Genomic DNA, 17,706 nt, shown 5'->3' with positions numbered 1-17,706 from the left:
CCATGTACTCTTTTCTCTAGGGATACACCTGAGCCGGAGGTTTGGCGGAGCCAAGTTTTCTATAGGAGGAGTCATATGAGCGATTTGCTGCTTGGTGTACATGTGGTTGCCTGTAACGAAGAAGAACTGTTGTCGCGATGTCTGGAGAGCGTAAAGGACATTGCGGATGAAATCATTCTGGTGGATACGGGGTCTGTTGACCGCACCCTGGAAGTTGCAGCCTCTTATGGGGCAACCATCGTTCAAACAAATTGGGAGGATGACTTTTCAAAAATCAGAAATCTGGCTCTTTCCCATGCGCAAACCCAATGGGTGTTCTACCTGGATGCGGACGAAGCGCTGGTAAAGGGAAAAGATCAGATTCGTGAAATTTTGCGGACCACGAATGCGGAGGCATTTTTTGTAGAAATTGACAATATTCTGGGGAGCCGCACCGAAGAGCGGCTCAGGCATCAAACAGTCCGTATGTTCCGAAGAGATCCGGACTATCGATTCCGTGGTCGTATTCACGAGCAAATCATTCCTTGCATTTTGGAGAAGCATCCGATTGCAAAAATTGAAAATTCCCCACTGCAAATCGTTCACCGTGGATACCTTCCAGAGCTTCTTGGCCGGAAAGACAAAATTCGCCGCAATCTTCGAATCCTTGAACTTTCTTTGCAGGAAAACCCTGAGGACCCATTCCATCTCTACAATATGGGAGTCACCCATTGTCAGTTGGGAAACCTTCAGGAAGCTGAACGTTATATGAAAAGGGCTTTTGAACTGGCCCCGGCGGGGGCGGCCTACCGTCCCACTTTGATTCGCGACCGGACGAAAATTCTGATCGAACGGAAGGATTGGACAGCAGCGGAACAATTGCTTCGCTGTGAAATTGCCCGCTACGCGGATTATCCTGACCTGTACCATTTACTGGGTGAAACCTTGAAACAGAAAGGGTATTTGCGGGAAGCTTTGCAGACTTTTCAAAAGGCGGCGCATAATGGGGCTGCGCCAAGCAAATACGTGACCGAAGCGGGAATGGGAACGTTTCGTTCATATTATGAAATGGCGGCTTTGGCAAAAGAATTAGGGGCCCATGCGGAAGCTCTCCAGTTTTATCGGCAGGCCTTAGCGTTTCATCCGAGATATCTGCCGGCGCTGATCGGATGGGCGGAAACCCTGCACCTTTTGGGGCAATCTGATGAACAGATCCGCCAACAACTTCAATCACTGACCCGTGATGCGCTTCTGCTAGCTGCCGTTCTGTTCGGGATAGGTGCGTACGCCGAGGCATTGGCACTGATAAAAACGACAGAATCGTTATCGTTTGAAGGAGAACGGTTTCTGTGTGAGTGTTTGATGCAGACGGGGCAATTTCCCGAGGCGTATGAAAAATTGGGAAAATTGCTTGCATCGGCGGACCAATCCAGGAGAGAAACTTTCATTATGGAACAGGCGTTGTGCCGTTGGAGCGAAGAACGAAGTTTGCCGTTCAGTTTTTATAAGACTCTGACACGGGCGGAACAACAAATGTATGAACGGGTGGATCGTTGGCTGATTGAGAATGTTTGGCCGGATCCGGTTCCGTATGACCTTGTAGAAAGATTGATGGAACGTGCGATTCAACTCCGGTTGATTCGAATGGCCGAGAATTTTTCCCGATTGAGCTCCCATCTGTTCTTGAAGTATTCGAAAAGTCTGTACCGGAACGGATTTGTCCTCATGGCGGCGGATGGTTTGCTGCAGGCAATGAAAAATCAACAACTGGACAGCGAAGGACTGTTTATGCTTGCGGAAATTCTTTATGACAAGGGACATTTCAGACACGCTTGCGCATTGTTTGAGCCAATCTTAGCTGAAACGCCGGGGAATGAAAAAGCAAGAATTGCCGTTTCCCTGTGCTATTTGGAAATGGCACAAGATACGGCCATCGAAATCCTGAACCGGTTTCCGAGTCATCCGGTAATTCAAAAAGATCTGGAACGGATTCAAAACAGCAAACAATTGCTTGGCGGAATCAGATGGCACACAACGTGGAACAGTGCACAAAGGAGGAATCTCCATGCGTCAGCCCACGATTTCGCTGTGTATGATCGTCAAAAATGAAGAAGAACATCTTCCGCGATGCTTAAAAAGCGTCAAAGGAGCTGTGGACGAAATCATCGTGGTGGACACGGGGTCTACAGATGGCACGGTAGAGGTTGCCCGTCAATGGGGTGCGCATGTCATCCGTTCTTCCTGGCAAAATGACTTTGCCTATGCCCGCAATGTGGGGATTGAACAAGCCAAAGGAGACTGGATTCTGTGGCTGGATGCGGATGAAGAACTGGAGGCGGCGGATCGGAAAAAGCTTCGTGAATATGCCAAACATCAGGAATATGAAGCATTCCTGCTGCAGATTCACAACTATGTGGGCGACGGGTCCCAAGGAGCCACGATCAATCCGGTTCTTCGCATGTTCAGGAATCGTCCGACATACCGGTTTGAAGGACGGATTCATGAGCAGATTGCGGCCAGCATTTACAGACACAAACCGGAGGCCGCTTTTCACATTGCCGAGATCAAAATTCACCATTACGGGTACCAACAGGAAATTGTCACAAAAAAAGATAAAATTCGCCGCAATCTGAATCTGTTGCGACAAATGGCGGCCGAACAACCCGAAGATCCGTTCACCCAGTATAACCTTGGGGTTGAATACCTGCGAAGTTCAGATGTAAAGCAGGCGCTGGATGCCTTCAGGATGGCGAAATCCCTTCTGGACCCGGCGGCAACGAGTTATGCCCATTTGTTGTTTAAGTATGAAATCTGGTGTTTGCTGGCACTTGGCCGTGTTGAAGAAGCGAACCGGATTTGTGACGAGGGAATCGATCTTTACCCCCAATATACTGACTTGCATCATCTAAAAGGGGTCTGTTTGACACAATTGGGGAAACCGGAGGAAGCAAAAAACAGCTTTCTGCATGCCATTGAGCTGGGACCTGCTCCCAGCGGATACCACACGGAAGAAGGGATGGGCACTTATCAGACGTGTTATGCTCTGGGGATGCTTTATGAAGCGGTACGCGAGTACAACAACGCGGTGGAATGGTACTTGCAGGCCGTCCATTTTAAGTCAAGCCTGAATCCTCCCTTGTACCGGATTTTTCATCTTATGAGATGCACCGGAGCCCAGTCAAGAATCGTTTCATTTATCGACGAACGTTTTCATCTTCGAACAGAAAATGCCGTAGCGAAAATAATAGATATTTTGTTTGAAACAGATTGCCTGGAACCGATTCCGGCGCTGGCCGAGCAATTGCAAAAAGGAAATTTCAAGGAATTCAAATTGATGGTTCAAATCAAAAGCCTGTTATTGGCGGGAAATCTGAAAGGCGTCAGAAACGCGATGGGGCAGCTTCGTTTTAAGGATAAAGCAAAATTCAAGAAATGGCTGGCATGGGCGGAACACGGGAGCGATCCGGCAGAGGACGATTCCCTCTCTACCGAGGAACTCTCACTGGCTGTGAAAATTGCATTTAAAAACGGAAGATTTGACGATACATTAAGGATGATCAGTAAGTGGCTGCAACGGTTGGACGAACCGGAATCGGGCAAACGAATCATCCGAACTCTTTCAAGCCTGGCGGATTCCCATTTGGGAGTACTCGGCCAATCCCCCAGATTTGGTGATTTGGTGCGGGATGCAAGACTGGCTGCTCCCTGCGAGGATGGTTTTTCAGGAGGGACTTTACAATGAAGTTAAACCTGTCGTTATGCATGCTCGTCCAAAATGAAGAGGATTGTCTTGAACGATGTCTCTCCTCTGTCGTCAACATTGTTTCGGAGATCATTGTTGTGGACGCCGGATCCACAGATCAAAGCCAGAAAATCGCAAAACGCTACGGAGCTTCCGTTGTCACGGTTCCTTGGGAAGATGATTTTGCCAAAGCCCGAAACGAAGGACTCAAACAGGCCACAAAGGAATGGATTCTGGTTCTGGACGCGGACGAAGAACTGGAAGAACCGAACTTATCTTATCTGAATCACTTGCTGCAGCAGGAAGAGGTGTACGGCTATTTTGTGAAAATGAAAAATTACGTGGGCCACTTATCAACAGGGGAGTATGTAACCGACTCGGTGTGCCGTTTGTTTCGCAACCATCCGGAGATTCGTTTCATAGGCAGCATTCATGAAGAAGTGAGCCCCGTCATCCAGGCCATTCCCGGCGTCCGGCTCGAATTTGCCGATATTACTGTCCGACATTACGGGTATCTTGACGAAATTATTCGCCGCAAAAAAAAGAACGAAAGAAATTTGAGAATTATTCAGGGGGCTCTCAAACGCCATCCGGATGACCTTCGTCTGCAATATGCCCTGGGCACGGAGTATTTTCAACGGGAAGACTATCGGAATGCACTGGCTGTCTTTGAATCCATACTGCCCCGTGTGCCGGTTTTCAGCGGGTATGATTCGGATCTGTTCTTAAAAATGGCGTATGCCATGCGAGAAACGGGGCGCCACCAGGATGCGGAGCATGCAATTGAGAAAGCACTGCTTTTCTATCCCGATTTTACGGATTTGCTTGAACTGAAAGCGATGCTTCTGATGGATCGGGAAAATTATCAGGATGCTTATTTGATTCTTCTGCAGGCGATCGAATTGGGAGATGTATCCTGCCAATACACGTCGTCTTCCGGTTCCGGGACTTACCGTTCCCACTATTTGGCAGGTTTGACCTGTGAGTATCTGTATCTGTGGCAGGAGGCCAAAAATCATTATCTGAAAGCGTTGCTTTCTCATCCAGGGTATCTGTCAGCCTGGAAGCGCCTGGCCCCCATCTCCGTCTTGTTGCAGGAGACGGGAGAGTTGGTAAACTTCCTTGCGGAATACCGGGATCGAATCCCGGAAACCGCATGGAACCTTGTTATTCAAACGATCAGGAAGGACAATACCGATAAAAAGCAACTTCCTGCACTGTATAAAACCGATCCGGACGCATTGACTTATCCCGAAAAACTGGTTGCGGGAATGCTTGCCTATAACTGTGGTGAATATGAAGGGGCTTTTTCCTGGTTTTCCAAAGCCTGCAGTCAATTTCCCAATCGAATTGCGCCTTTTGTCGGGCTTTTACATTGTTATGTGGCGAAGGCACGATCCATCAGCGGGCAGCCGATTGATCCACCGGCAAGCGATCTCCGGTTTCTTGCACTTTGTGAATGAATGGAGGAATCCTTATGAATCTCAGTCTGCCTCCGATTTTGTACCTCCCTTGTTTTGATTTTCATAATCATCGGCAGCGTCCCCAGCAGCTCCTTTATCATTTGAGCCAGCTAGGGTTGGATGTGATTTACTGCAATGTCACACAGGAAAAACGTGAACCTTTTCTCCGATTGAACGATCATTTTATAATCTGCCAAGACATAGATGCCTTGGACTGGGATCGGGAATATATCATGTGGCTTACGCATGGTCCTTATGTCGAATTGCTGTCCCGGTTTCAATTGCCGTTGGTGGTGGGCGATATTGCAGACGCCAGCACCGAGGAGTTTGCCGCTTTTGCCGAATGGCACGATTCAAAAATCGCAGCGGCTGACATGGTTCTCTGCGCATCTGAGATGATTTATCAAGACACGAAAGGGAAACATCCGTATGTCAGGTTGATCCGGAATGCAGCGGACTACGACCACTTTGCCGCAGCCTGCAACCCGGAAATCGAATATCTGCCTCATGAAACAACTGCCAAATCCTTGTGTGGAAACACCGCTCCCGTAATCGGATTCTGGGGGGCGGTAGCCAGTTGGCTCGACTATGATTTGATTGCCTATCTGGCCAAACAACGGCCGAACTACCTGTTTGCCTTTGTCGGGCAAATCACCACCTCCATCCCTCACCCCCTTCTTCAGACAAGCAATGTCCTTTGGATAGGCAACCGTGACTATTCCGAACTGCCTGCTTTTGCCCGTCAGTTTGACGCGGCGGTGATTCCTTTCCAGATCCGTGAGGTTACCAGGGCCGCCAATCCCGTCAAGCTTTATGAATATCTGGCTGCAGGTCTTCCAGTTATTTCAACCGACCTGCCGGAAGTTCGCTGTTACCCGCATGTTCGGATCGGAAGAACGAAAGAAGAGTTTCTACAGCAGATCGACGAAGCCCTGATGAACGATCGTACTACGGAAAAAATTGTGAAAAGGCAATCTGTTGCAAAGAAGGAGAGCTGGCGGGTTCGAGCGGAACAGATTGCCAGAGAGATCAGTTTCCTTTATGGAAAGAAGCGGGGGAACCGGCGCTGACCAACAAATACCCGGGAAAAATGCTTTGTTCCTCTTTGGTCAGTTTCTCGTACCACTGTTGAATCCATCGTTTTACCGGTTGAGACCCTGGAATAAAATCCAGAAAATCCAGGCTGTTGACAAATCCATCATCAAACTCTTCAAGCAGAGTGATGCCGCTTGCAGCGAATTCGTGTTTTAATGAATGAACGGGTTCCTCCTGTCCGTACATCCAACTCCCATATGTTTCGGCAAACGCTTTTCCGACCCTATAGGGAAGACATTTGGCAAAAGGAGTGAACACGAGTACAATTCCTTCAGGTTTTGTGATCCGTGCCATTTCCTGAAGAACTGACACTTTGCCCGAAAAATCAAAATGTTCAAGGACTCCCGCGTTCCAGACCAAATCGTAACTGTTATCCGGCACCTCCATATTGCGAATATCGGACAGGAGAAAGTTTCCCTGGCGGTTCTTCTGGCGAAAGGCCAACTGGCTGTTTTCCAGCGCTTTTTTTGAATAGTCCACCAATGTCACGTCCGCTCCTTCCATGGCAAGGCGCAATGAGATTTTGCCGGTTCCCGATCCTGCTTCCAGTAACGCTTTCCCCTTTACATCACGGATGAACCGGCAAATCGTTCCATAAATGGTTTCACTCAGCGAATCCCAATGGTAGGAGACTCTTTGCGACCAAAGTGTATCCCATATCTCTTTTTGTGAATCGGTCAAAGGTTACCCCCCGTTTCCAAATATTCCTGCAGTAATCCTGTCCAACGTTTTTTCCAGACAGTTTTGTCGAATGCCAATGCTGTTTTTCGGGCGTTGGCTCCCAGCTCTTTCCGAAATTCCACGTCTTCGATTACCCGGATGATCGCTTCCGTGATGCGCTCTTCCGTCGGAGCAACCAACAACCCGTTGAACCCGTCAATAAGAATGTCATTGAGTCCCCCGACATTGCTTGCCACAACCGGAACGCCGCAACTGATGGCTTCCAGGCAGGAATAGGACGTCCCTTCCGAAAAAATGCTGGGGATCACCGCAACGTCTGCTTGCTGATACGCTTGAACGATTTTGTCAAACGGATAAGTGCGATGGAGAATCCGGTTCCGGTGAGGATGTTCCTTCATCCAAATCTCAAACGTGTCGCCAATCGGGCTGTCTTTCACCACTTCGCCCGCAAATTCGACAATCAGGTTTGAATAGAGGTCCAAAAGCCGGTCGGTTGCCAGCATCATGGGGATAATGCCGCGTTCAAAGCTGATCCGGCGGGGGAACAGAACTCGAACGGGATCGGAAGGGTTTTTTTGTTGGGACGGTTTGAAATGATTTGTATCAACCGAATTAGGCACCAGTATAACCTGCTCCGGATCCGTGTAGGTGCAAACCGAACGGCAGAACGTAAGGAATTGGGAATCCACCGAAACGATGCGAAACAGTTGATCAAGGGCCATCTGAACGGATTTGGCAACGTAAATTTTGTCTGACTGCGGCAAATCATGCCGATCCCAATTGATTCCATGGCTGATGCCGAGGCTGTTTTTTCGATACGGGATCGGATGCCAGATGCAACTTGCGTAGATTAAGGCTCCACGTGCCTGGGAAGCCATTTTTTCAAACGCTTCGGGAATTTCGTCAAAGTCGTAGGTATATCCGAATACCTCAATCGTTTTTACGCTGGTTCGAAAGGGCTCAAAAAAGGAGAGTTGATGCACTTCCGGTTGATATCCCATCTCTTTGATGACACCGCACAAGTCGTAAATATAGCGTTCAAGCCCTCCCCCAAAAATGCGGGAAAAACGGCGATTGTACGCATCCAGAAAGCTGTGTGTCAAAATGCTTACCCGTTTCATCTTATTCCTCTTCTTTCCATTCGACGAGATTTGGATCGGGGTCGAGAATTGACCGGTACTGATCAAGATTTCCCCAGATTCCGTTCGGGTCGATTGTCAAATAACGGAGATACTTTTGATACCGTTCTTCTTCGTTTCCCGCCCATCCCAAATGTTTGACCCGAAGATCGGACAGATGCCCCGGAAGCACCTGGTACGACAAGGGAAGCCGGGGGCAGTGATGATCGAAGCGGGGATAAAAGTAATGATAGCCGGGCAAATAACGCACCAGTGTCATCGTGTGCCGGTGGTGGAGATTCCAGAACTCGTCGTCCCGGTAATGGGTTAATCCCCCCCAGAAGTCATAAAAACGGAACCCCACCCAATCGAACTCATCCTGGTCGATCAGATTGCGAATTTGTTCCTTCGCTTTGTCTTCGTACACTTCATCGGCATCCACCGCCAACAGCCAATCCGGACTTGTTGTCTCCACCGACTTCCACAAGGTGGTGCGTAGCTCCCATTCCCGGTCAAAACGGGACTCCGGCAGTTCAATGACACGAACCACCTTTTTGTAAGATTTGCAGATTTGCACCGTATTGTCCGTACTGGCATCATCAACTATCACAATTTCATCCACAAATTGCGAAAGATTCTCCAGCACCAGTTCCAGGTACCGGTTCGCTTCATTTCGCATTTGCATCATGGCCGTCAGACGGTTCTTGCGGGATTTTCGAATCAATCTTCCATTCCCCCCTTGACTAGGGATAACAGACCTTCATCCATCGCCTGCAGTTCCAATACGTGCGCAATCGCATCATAGTCGTAGCTGGCGGCTTTCAGAAAACAGTGAATGGCTTCATGCCGATCCCCGTGGATGGATCGAACTGTGCCCTGCAGCAGGAAATAATCCCGGCGGTCACGTACAGAAACAAGATCGGCAGGCTGAATCAACTTCAGCGATTTTTCCATTTGCCCCGTATGAAGATACACTTGAATCAGAATGCGCCGTGCTTTATCTGAAGAAATCCTGCTCAAAACCGATGCGGCCGATTTGTAATCTTCATTCAAACGAAAAAGTTCAGCCTGCACCAGGTCTTGCTGTCCCTGTTGCAACAGGGACAGCAGGAAATTATAAGTTTCCCGTTCATTCGGTGACAGGGCGGTTATACCATAGGTGTTCACCGCACGCTCCAGATCCCCGGATTGCGTTTCAATGGCGGACAAAAAACGATAGTGTGTCGTCAGGCATTCTTTGTTTCCCTCAAGCAGGGACTGTTCAAAGGATTGCAGCAAACTGTCGCGGGCGTCTGGTTTTCCCAAAAGGTACTGATAAACGGACAACAAAAAACGCACGGCGGCGTGCATTCCCACTTGATCGGCCAGGCCTTGGTAGTAGCGCATCCGCAAACGCCATTGTTTTCTGACCAAATCTTCCACCGAAAGATTTTGCAGGATTCTTTCCAGGGCAGCACGGAAAATCATTTCGAAATCGCGCAGAAACAGGGTCTCTCCGTTTGCCCGGTGGACATCAAACGGTTTTTGTTCTTCACCCGTAAGCAACAGGACGGCGTCTCGGCGAAAACATTGTTCCAGATAGATCCTTTCGGATTGTGTGCAAACAAGTGCCGATTGGCCCGCCAGATAACTCCAAAGTTTCTCCCATAAGCCTGAATCGGACGCTTCCGGGCAAGGTTCAATGAACGAAACGATGGATTTGGGGGCAAAACGGTTGACAACCTGTATCCAGTAGGGATGAAAGACGAACGCCACTGTCTCGTCCGGGTTGAGGGAATCGAGCACCGAAGGCGAAAGAGTGGGAATGGAATAAACGTTTTCGCAGTCAGGCAGTAACTTTGATAGTCTGTTTTGCGAGAAATCCTGTGATGAGGCGGCGAAGCAGACATAATTCATGATTTCACCCTTCGTTTCACCGTTTTTTCGAAAATTTTCACAATCTCGAGAGAAGGCGCCCGGTTCATCAAAAGTATGACATTATTCTCCTGCGAAATCCGAATGTCAAAGTCAATAGGAACGGATGCCGGGTTTCGGTGCATGACAAAGGAAAGAGGAATTTCCTTGTCATCATCCGGATAAACCGCCCCGACAAGAGCGCGGTTTTTGTGAATTGAATCCACCAAACGACTGATATGATCTGTTTCAAACTCGTATCCTGTTTCCAGATAGGCGATGTATAGCCCTTTGGCAAGACGCCAGATGCTTTCTAACGCTTTTTTGATCGGGATTTCTCCATCCATCCAGATTCCCGCCGCAGGGGTGTGAGCGGATCGCGGGCGATGGGGAGGCGAACCTTGGCGTATCAGAAGGACTTCAATGTTTGGGTAGATCTGCCGGGCAACGTTGGTCAAAGCATCATGTAGAAAATGGGAAGACGGGTGCAAAGACACAACGACTACGGAAACAAGAGGAGGAGCAAGCGCTTCAGGCGTCAGAGGGACGAACGGGGAATGACTCGTTTGGAATTGCATCCGTTGCTCTTTTTTTTCTTCCGGATCTGTATAAACGGTCTGCAGTTCATATACATAGCTGTCTTTAGCCAGGGCAAGCAAGTGTCCTTTTGTTTGAACCCGCAAAATCCAATCCAGAATGCGGGCTGCATGGCCTTTCAGAGTATAATCGAGTCCCCCGACCTCGTTCAATAAAGAGGTCCGACAGACTATGCATCTTCCCTGAAGATTTTGCACGGTTTCCCAACTTCCGCTGTTTTGTTTTGCGATTGCTTCCGATAAAGCAAACAATTCGTCCAAAGTGGAGCAAAAAGGGGAGTTGTACTCGCTATTTGTGGAAGGGGCCACGATCCCGATCCGTGGATCATCGTAAAAAGCCCAGAGCAATCGTGTTAACCAGTCTGGGGTGACGATGACGCCGTCGTCCAATAGAACGAAATATTTTGTATCCACTTGCGAGAGCGCCAAATTGAACCGGTCAATCCCTGCAAATTGCGGCTCATAGGAATGGACGGGAATGACCTGAACCTGGAGGCGCTCCCTCGTACATTTTTCCAGGGCGTCCAGACAAAAAGCCGTCCAATCGGACCGGGTGCTGCAGAGAATGATTGTGACTGTTGCGTGCTCCGGCAAAGGCAGGAAACCTTCCGCCAGCAACCGTGTCGAACGGGAAGCCAGACGTTCCAAACGGGACATGCCGAATCAACCTCCCGACTTCTTCTGAACAAGGATATTGATGATTTTTTCGCTTGCACCGGTTGTTCCATAGGGGTGGGGGTCCAACTTTTTGGGAAACGCAGCACGTCGTCAATGGTTTTTAAAAATTTTGTCGGTTTCGAATCCGGCAAGAACATTGGACCTACAGGAAAGCGTTTCAGGGGATGATTTTTGGATGTTGAAGGATTTCAAACAAATTATATTGCAGTAGTTTTCTTTTCGTTCTTGGGTGAAGCGACAAAATCACTTTATAAAGGGTTTCTTCTGCATGGGATCCCGAACCAACCCGCAAATTGTAATCAGGGCCATTTTGATCAATTCAGGTCTATTCCTCCAACAATAGCAAGTTTCATACTTCCCCCCCCATCTTATTTATTTATTCATTTGTTGCTGATTCTTGTTACACCCATTTGGAAGGGGGGGTCTCGCGAGTGGGGAGGGCCTGTTTTTGTTTTGTTTGCTTATCCTCGCCAAACAGTTCAAGAAGGGAAACAGCGTCTATTTTCCAGCGGGAGATCAAGGAATTCCTCCTGATCAGGATTGTTGCGTCTTTTCTTACCTTCCCTTTATCGGTTACCATGGATACTTTTACAGGCAATTCAACCCAAAGCGGACCGTTGACTTTTGGCACTTCTCCCTTTTTTCCTGCATGCATCCATAAACTGATCGCTTCGATTCCCTTTGCTTGCTCAAGAAACAGTTGAACCGCTTCCGAATTGGAAAGATCCAATGCCATTCGTGCTGTCTCCCAATCCTGTTCGTGCAAGGCGGTACTGAAAAATTGAATCAGTTGTTGAGGCGAGTACTGCACAATGTCTCCCGTCAACAGACCTGACGCCTTGCGTACCATCAGATAATGAGCGGGGTCGGGCGTCCGCTTGCCATGGGTGGTGCTTGCTTCAAAATGAATGCAAAAGTGTCCGGGGAAATCGTTTCCGTATATGGCACCTGCACCGTGAGGCATCCCGTTCATGGAGGCGGCAATTGTTTTGTCGTCCGTTTTTACAAGGATGGCTCTCCGCCGCCAACTCCACTTGCCGTTATAGATCTCTTTCATGACGTGGCTGTCCTGCTCCGTCAGGGGCTGAACATCCGCATGCCGGCTTCCGGCCCGCCTCTGAACCATAAAGGACTTGCCGGTTTCCAGATCCACCACTTGCGCATTTCCTTTACGTGGAAGAAGCTCTTTTGCCTGGGTCCATGGAATGGGCTGCCCGAAATGCTGTTCCCTCAAAGTTTGAATGTATTGATTCAGCATGGTTTTGGCTTCCGGCGACAGGACAAATTTGCTGTTGCCGTTTTCTGGATAGACAGCAAACGAATAGTCCACCACGCATTGAACTTGCCGCCTTCCCTTTACCAGTGTGAGATAGGCATAGGGCAATTCTGGCACGGTTGTCGTAGGTTCCACGCGGCTTCCGGCAAATGATTTCAGAAATCGGCGTTCCTTGACTTCCAACTGGGATGCATGTTGGGAAGAAGGGGAGGCTTTCACTGTGATGACAATCTTGGACGGAGTCCCCACTTCCGACGCAAACCCCTTCCCGGCGGGGAGAATCCCCCAAACCGTAACCAAACACAAAGCAGCCAGCAGCCAAGATCTTGAAAGTTGCTTCATATCCACTGCTCCTTGGCGGTTTCTACAGGTTTACTATCACCAAAAACCGATGTGTCATGCAGTCAAAGGAGTGGGGTTGTCATAACTTGGGGATACTCCCGATTGACCACAAAATGCATGGGTGAAAATATGAAAACGACAAGAATGAGCAAGATTTTTCCATTGTTTTTGGCCTGTTTTCTTATGTTTTATTGTGCACTTACTGAAGCTTCTCCCAATGCACCTGTTCCAACCGGGGAGATCTCCCTTCAGATTGATCCCTTACGGAACCGGTTAACAGTTCTCATTGACGGCGTTGTGTACAAGCAATTCCCGATCGCTCTGGGCAAGCCGGAAACTCCAACACCGGCAGGGGAATGGATGGTTCTAAACAAATACAAAAATTGGGGGTCCGGATTTGGCACCCGTTGGATCGGACTCAACGTTCCCTGGGGGATCTACGGGATCCACGGCACAAACAAACCCGGATCCATCGGGCACGATGCAAGCCATGGATGCGTTCGCATGCTGAACCGGCATGTAGAGGAGTTGTATGAATGGGTCGAGCCCGGAACTCCGGTGACCATACTCGGCCACCCTCTCAGGGAGCCGCAACTGGAGCCCAGAAGGCTTGCCGCAGGGGATAGTGGATCGGATGTTTTGCTGATTCAGAGCAGGTTGCGGAGCGCAGGTTTCTATAAAGGCATTCCTGACGGTCGATTCGGGTTGTCCACGGAAAAGGCGCTCAAATCCTTCGAAGAAGCAAACGGGTTGCCGGTGGACGGTGTCATGAGCCTGCATGATTACCGGGGAATGGGGTTGCTCGAGTGATTTCCAAAGCATGCGGGAAACATCTCGCATTGAAAGGGGAAATGGCTCGTTTGTCCAACGGGGTGTATCTGATTGTGGATTGAAGGAAAATGTCAAAAAACGTCGAAATACTTTAACAACCTGTTTTTGGCATAAATATTGGAGGTACAAGAATGAAAGGTTTAAAAGGGATGTACTTTTTTTATTCTCTGCCAGTGAGGGCGAAACTGATTGGCCTTTTGCTGCTGGTGTTAATCCCAGCGTTTGCCTACACTGGCTATCGGGAAATTGACTTGATAACCAAAATAATTAAGCAGGAAGCAATCGAGAAGGCAAAGTCCGACTTAAATACCAGTTTTGCGATCCTGGACGCCATGTATCCCGGGGATTGGGATACCAAAGGCGGCAAGCTTTACAAGGGCGAACAGGTAATGAATGAGAACTTTGCGATTGTAGACAAAATCGGGGAATTAACCAATGGAGATACAGTGACGATCTTCCATGGCGACACCCGGGTTGCAACCAATGTGAAGAAGGCGGATGGCAGCCGGGCAGTCGGCACCAAAGTGTCCGATGCGGTGAAACAAACGGTTATTGATAAAGGCCAGCCTTATTACGGAGAAGCGAACGTGGTAGGAAAAACATACCAAAGCGCGTACATGCCAATTAAAGACGCCAGCGGGAAAATTATCGGCATCTGGTATGTGGGAGCCCCCGATGAACGAATTCAGGCAGAGGTCCGGAAATCCATCCGGAAAACAATGGTTGACTCCGTGATCATCCTGGCTGTTGTCACTGCTTTCCTTTTTGTATTCTTGATTCCGATTGGCCGCCGAATCAAAGAATTGTTGGCAGGTTTTGAACGGATTGAAACAGGGGACTTTACAGCCCGAATTGCGGTGAGAGGCGGCGATGAGTTTGGCAAACTGGCCAAGTCGATGAATCGCATGACGGAACAACTGCAAGACCTGATCGGACAGGTGAAAACCAGTGCGGTATCGGTGGCAGGCACCGTTAAACAGGTTTCGGAAACGGTTCGGGAGTCTGCAAGGGCGTCCGAGGAAGTCGCAATAAGCATCCAGCAAGTTGCGGCAGGCGCCGAACAGCAGACCCAAGGCGTGGAGCAGGCAAGCGCCATCGTGGAAGAAACTTCCGCCGGTTTGCAGGAAATGGCTGCCTCCACGCAAAAAGTGGCGGATCTTTCCGGTAAAGTCATTGATCTGGCCAATGAGGGCGGTTCCATTATCCAAAAATCGATTGCGCAAATGGGCGAGATAACGGAAACCGTGGACAGCGTTGCGGAAGTGATCGGGGTGCTGCAGGAACATGCTACGCAAATAACCGCCATTACAGACCTGATTACCAACATCGCCAACCAAACCAACCTGTTGGCGTTAAATGCGGCAATCGAAGCGGCCCGGGCTGGAGAGCATGGGCGGGGCTTCTCCGTAGTGGCGGACGAGGTGCGCAAACTCGCGGAAGAAACGACACGTTCCGCCCAGGAAATCCGCGATATGATTCAACTGGTCAACGAGAAAACCTTGCAGGCGGTACAAGCAGTACAAAACAGCAAGCATGCGGCGGAATCCGGCCAGGAGATGTCAAAACTGGCGGAGGAGTCCTTTAAAGCGATTCAAACGTCCGTATTCGAAGTCTCTGACAACATTCAAGCGGTGACGGCGGCCATTGAAGAGATTGCGGCGGGCAGCCAGGAAATGGTGAACGCCATGGAACAGATTGCGCACATTGCCGAAACCAACTCCCAGCAAAGCCAGGGGGTTGCCGCAGCCACCGAACAACAGACGGCAGGCATGGAAGAAGTGGCAAGGGCAGCCGATCATCTGATGAAGATATCGAAAGAGTTGGAGACGGCGGTGGCAAGAATCAAGATTTAGCGGTTTGGCAAGAACCATAATTGATAAAGCAACGGGGGGCTGTCCCATAAGCAGAACATATGCTTTCGGGCACAGCCTCTTGTTTTGATACATCACATACCCTTTCCAAATAAGTGGTTATGAGTGTTTCCGGAAGTACAGTATAAATACAGGGATGATAGAAAACCTTGTGATAGAATAAGGTCACAACGCCGCTGTCCTGATGTTTCCCTAATGTGTCGACTGTAACGAGGTGATAGATTGACCGAAAAACTTCTCTTGATCTGTCTGTTCACCATGACTATCCATATGATCGAAACGTTGTCCCATGCTGTCCGTTTGGCGGGTGTACGGGTAGCCAAACTGGCCGTAGCAATTTCTCTATTTAATATGGCGGTAATCGTTTCCCGGACGGCGAACACATTTCAAGCCACTTTAACAGGCAGTTTGGTGGATGCCGCAAGGGGTAACCAACAGATTGAGATGCTGAAAGATCAATTTCATATCATTTTGGGCTCGGCTTCTCTGGGAACGGTTGTCGGCATGATCTTGCTGCCTACGTTTGTGGGGCTGTTCTCCCGTGCGATCATTCAACTGGAACATGCGGGATCAATTCCTCAACTCGTTAGAAATACAATGACAATTCATCATCTAACTCTTGCCAAAAAGCATCTTCGGTGGCCCAAGTGGGAAATGGTGTCCCGAATGCGGATTGGCGGCATCCCCAAGCGCTTGCTTCTGTTGAACATTGTGGGCACTGCTGTCTATACAGTGGGTGTTCTGGCGGCATTGTATGCTTCGGTGCTGGCTCCTGAATTCAGTGCCACCGCCCAGTCCGCCTCCGGGTGGATCAACGGGCTTGCGGTAATCGTGCTGCTGATTTTTGTGGATCCAAAGATTGCTTTATTGACGGAACAGGTGATGCAGGGGAAACAAGAGCTTTGGACGATTGACAAGATTGTAGGACTCCTCATGGTTACGAGACTGTTGGGAACTCTTTTGGCTCAAATCCTGTTGCTGCCGGCGGCGCATTGGGTTGCTTGGGTAAGTTCAATCTTTGGTTAGAACTGACCAAGTATTCATTTGTTACAGATTGTTTGTAAATGAGGTAGAATAGTACGATAAGAACATATCAACCCGAATTCAGGGTTCAAAACCACAAGGAGAGGACGGATGGGCAATGATTGTGTATGTGAATGGTCAATGGCTGGAGGATACGGAAGCGACAGTATCGTTTCAGGATCGGGCGTTTGTTTTTGCCGACGCGGTTTATGAAGTCTTACATATTTATAACGGGGCTCTGTTCAAGTTGGATCTCCATCAGGAACGGCTGCAGAAAGGTCTGGATACACTCCGTATTCCTTACCGGGCAAATGACCTGAAGCCTGTGTTTGATGAACTGCTGAAACGGAACCCGGGTGTGCAAAGAGGGTCTCTGTATGTGCAAGTGTCACGCGGTGCGGCCCCCCGTGCTCACGGTCTTCCCAAGTTGAAGGAGCCGACCATTGTGGCATACGTGAAGCCTTTCCAACCGGACCTGCGGATCTGGGAACAAGGGGGACGTGCCGTGTTGGTGGAAGATTTGCGCTGGCAGATGTGTCATGTCAAGACAACCGGCCTGCTGCTCAACTGCATGGCGAAGGAAGAAGCGCTGGAACGCGGCTGTGACGATGCGATCTTTCATCGGGGAGAGATTGTTACGGAAGCATCTGCCTCCAATCTGTTCATTGTAAAAAACGGCACCCTGCTGACCCATCCCAACGGTCCCTGGATCCTGCCCGGCATTACCCGCCATGTGGTGATTGAACTGGCCCGCAAAGAGGGGATCCCGGTTGAGGAAGTGCAATTTACAAAAGCGGACCTGCTGGCGGCTGATGAACTGTTCCTGACAGGAACTTTGAGCGAGGTGGCTCCTTACGTCGAGGTGGATGGACAGAAAATCGGCAATGGTCAAGTAGGACCCGTTACCCGAAGAATTCAGGAAGCGTTCAGAAGCGAAACGGGCGTATAAACTTGCCGAAAGGAGGGCCGGTATGCAACAGGAGCAATTCCAACACATCTATTCTGCTCATTTTCGTGATATATACAGTTATATCGCATACTCGGTGGGATCTCAATCCGATGCGGAAGATCTCACACAGGATGTGTTCCTGAAAGCATACCGCGCCTTGGGTTCATTT

15 protein-coding genes are annotated in these 17,706 nt (G+C 49.3%); 9 read left to right on the top strand and 6 right to left on the bottom strand.

From position 1 onward, the window contains the following. Window positions 1–75: 75 nt before the first annotated feature. Genes EFBL_RS17575 through EFBL_RS17560 form a run of 4 tightly spaced genes read left to right on the top strand, consistent with a single transcriptional unit; the run spans window position 76 to window position 6,254 of the window. Window positions 76–2,088, top strand: coding sequence for a tetratricopeptide repeat-containing glycosyltransferase family 2 protein (locus EFBL_RS17575; RefSeq protein WP_165912534.1), 2,013 nt, complete (start codon window positions 76–78; stop codon window positions 2,086–2,088). After that, window positions 2,045–3,721: a glycosyltransferase gene (locus tag EFBL_RS17570; protein WP_096183583.1), complete on the top strand. Its 1,677-nt coding sequence runs from the start codon at window positions 2,045–2,047 to the stop codon at window positions 3,719–3,721. Before EFBL_RS17575 ends, EFBL_RS17570 begins: the two co-directional genes overlap by 44 nt. Further along, window positions 3,718–5,184 carry a tetratricopeptide repeat-containing glycosyltransferase family 2 protein gene (locus EFBL_RS17565; protein WP_096183581.1) on the top strand — a complete coding sequence of 489 codons (1,467 nt, stop codon included), beginning with the start codon at window positions 3,718–3,720 and terminating at the stop codon, window positions 5,182–5,184. The genes EFBL_RS17570 and EFBL_RS17565 overlap by 4 nt, the downstream gene beginning before the upstream one ends. Before the next feature lie 14 nt (window positions 5,185–5,198). Further along, entirely contained in the window at window positions 5,199–6,254 is a 1,056-nt protein-coding gene (locus EFBL_RS17560; RefSeq protein ID WP_165912533.1) for a glycosyltransferase, read from the top strand. Here the strand turns inward: EFBL_RS17560 and EFBL_RS17555 are convergent. From EFBL_RS17555 to EFBL_RS17530, 6 genes are all read right to left on the bottom strand, one after another. Next, window positions 6,214–6,960 carry a class I SAM-dependent methyltransferase gene (locus EFBL_RS17555; RefSeq protein WP_096183577.1) on the bottom strand — a complete coding sequence of 249 codons (747 nt, stop codon included), beginning with the start codon at window positions 6,958–6,960 and terminating at the stop codon, window positions 6,214–6,216. The genes EFBL_RS17560 and EFBL_RS17555 overlap by 41 nt on opposite strands. After that, on the bottom strand, window positions 6,957–8,081 hold the full coding sequence (locus EFBL_RS17550; protein ID WP_096183575.1) for a glycosyltransferase family 4 protein: 1,125 nt from the start codon (window positions 8,079–8,081) through the stop codon (window positions 6,957–6,959). The genes EFBL_RS17555 and EFBL_RS17550 overlap by 4 nt, the downstream gene beginning before the upstream one ends. A gap of 1 nt (window position 8,082) precedes the next feature. Beyond that, window positions 8,083–8,802 (bottom strand): glycosyltransferase, encoded by a 720-nt coding sequence (locus EFBL_RS17545; protein WP_096183573.1) that lies wholly within the window; start codon window positions 8,800–8,802, stop codon window positions 8,083–8,085. Next, window positions 8,799–9,974 carry a hypothetical protein gene (locus EFBL_RS17540; protein ID WP_096183571.1) on the bottom strand — a complete coding sequence of 392 codons (1,176 nt, stop codon included), beginning with the start codon at window positions 9,972–9,974 and terminating at the stop codon, window positions 8,799–8,801. Before EFBL_RS17540 ends, EFBL_RS17545 begins: the two co-directional genes overlap by 4 nt. Further along, window positions 9,971–11,224 carry a glycosyltransferase family protein gene (locus tag EFBL_RS17535; RefSeq protein ID WP_096183569.1) on the bottom strand — a complete coding sequence of 418 codons (1,254 nt, stop codon included), beginning with the start codon at window positions 11,222–11,224 and terminating at the stop codon, window positions 9,971–9,973. The genes EFBL_RS17540 and EFBL_RS17535 overlap by 4 nt, the downstream gene beginning before the upstream one ends. A 421-nt stretch (window positions 11,225–11,645) precedes the next feature. Next, the gene (locus EFBL_RS17530; RefSeq protein ID WP_096183567.1) at window positions 11,646–12,863 is read right to left on the bottom strand and encodes a hypothetical protein; all 1,218 of its coding nucleotides are present in this window, start codon (window positions 12,861–12,863) and stop codon (window positions 11,646–11,648) included. 129 nt (window positions 12,864–12,992) lie between these two features. Here EFBL_RS17530 and EFBL_RS17525 point away from each other — a divergent pair, with 129 nt between their 5' ends. From EFBL_RS17525 to EFBL_RS21975, 5 genes are all read left to right on the top strand, one after another. Next, on the top strand, window positions 12,993–13,673 hold the full coding sequence (locus EFBL_RS17525) for a L,D-transpeptidase family protein (RefSeq protein WP_231705860.1): 681 nt from the start codon (window positions 12,993–12,995) through the stop codon (window positions 13,671–13,673). A gap of 152 nt (window positions 13,674–13,825) precedes the next feature. After that, on the top strand, window positions 13,826–15,547 hold the full coding sequence (locus EFBL_RS17520) for a methyl-accepting chemotaxis protein (RefSeq protein ID WP_096183565.1): 1,722 nt from the start codon (window positions 13,826–13,828) through the stop codon (window positions 15,545–15,547). 240 nt (window positions 15,548–15,787) lie between these two features. Next, window positions 15,788–16,591, top strand: coding sequence for a lipid II flippase Amj family protein (locus EFBL_RS17515; RefSeq protein WP_231705859.1), 804 nt, complete (start codon window positions 15,788–15,790; stop codon window positions 16,589–16,591). Between the two features lie 115 nt (window positions 16,592–16,706). Beyond that, the gene (gene dat, locus EFBL_RS17510) at window positions 16,707–17,537 is read left to right on the top strand and encodes a D-amino-acid transaminase (protein WP_096183563.1); all 831 of its coding nucleotides are present in this window, start codon (window positions 16,707–16,709) and stop codon (window positions 17,535–17,537) included. 22 nt (window positions 17,538–17,559) lie between these two features. After that, window positions 17,560–17,706 (top strand): RNA polymerase sigma factor (locus EFBL_RS21975; protein ID WP_369690111.1); only part of this gene is annotated, 147 nt, incomplete at its 3' end.

The organism is Effusibacillus lacus, assembly GCF_002335525.1.
Taxonomy (GTDB): domain Bacteria; phylum Bacillota; class Bacilli; order Tumebacillales; family Effusibacillaceae; genus Effusibacillus; species Effusibacillus lacus.
This window is presented reverse-complemented; position numbering and strand designations above follow the sequence as displayed.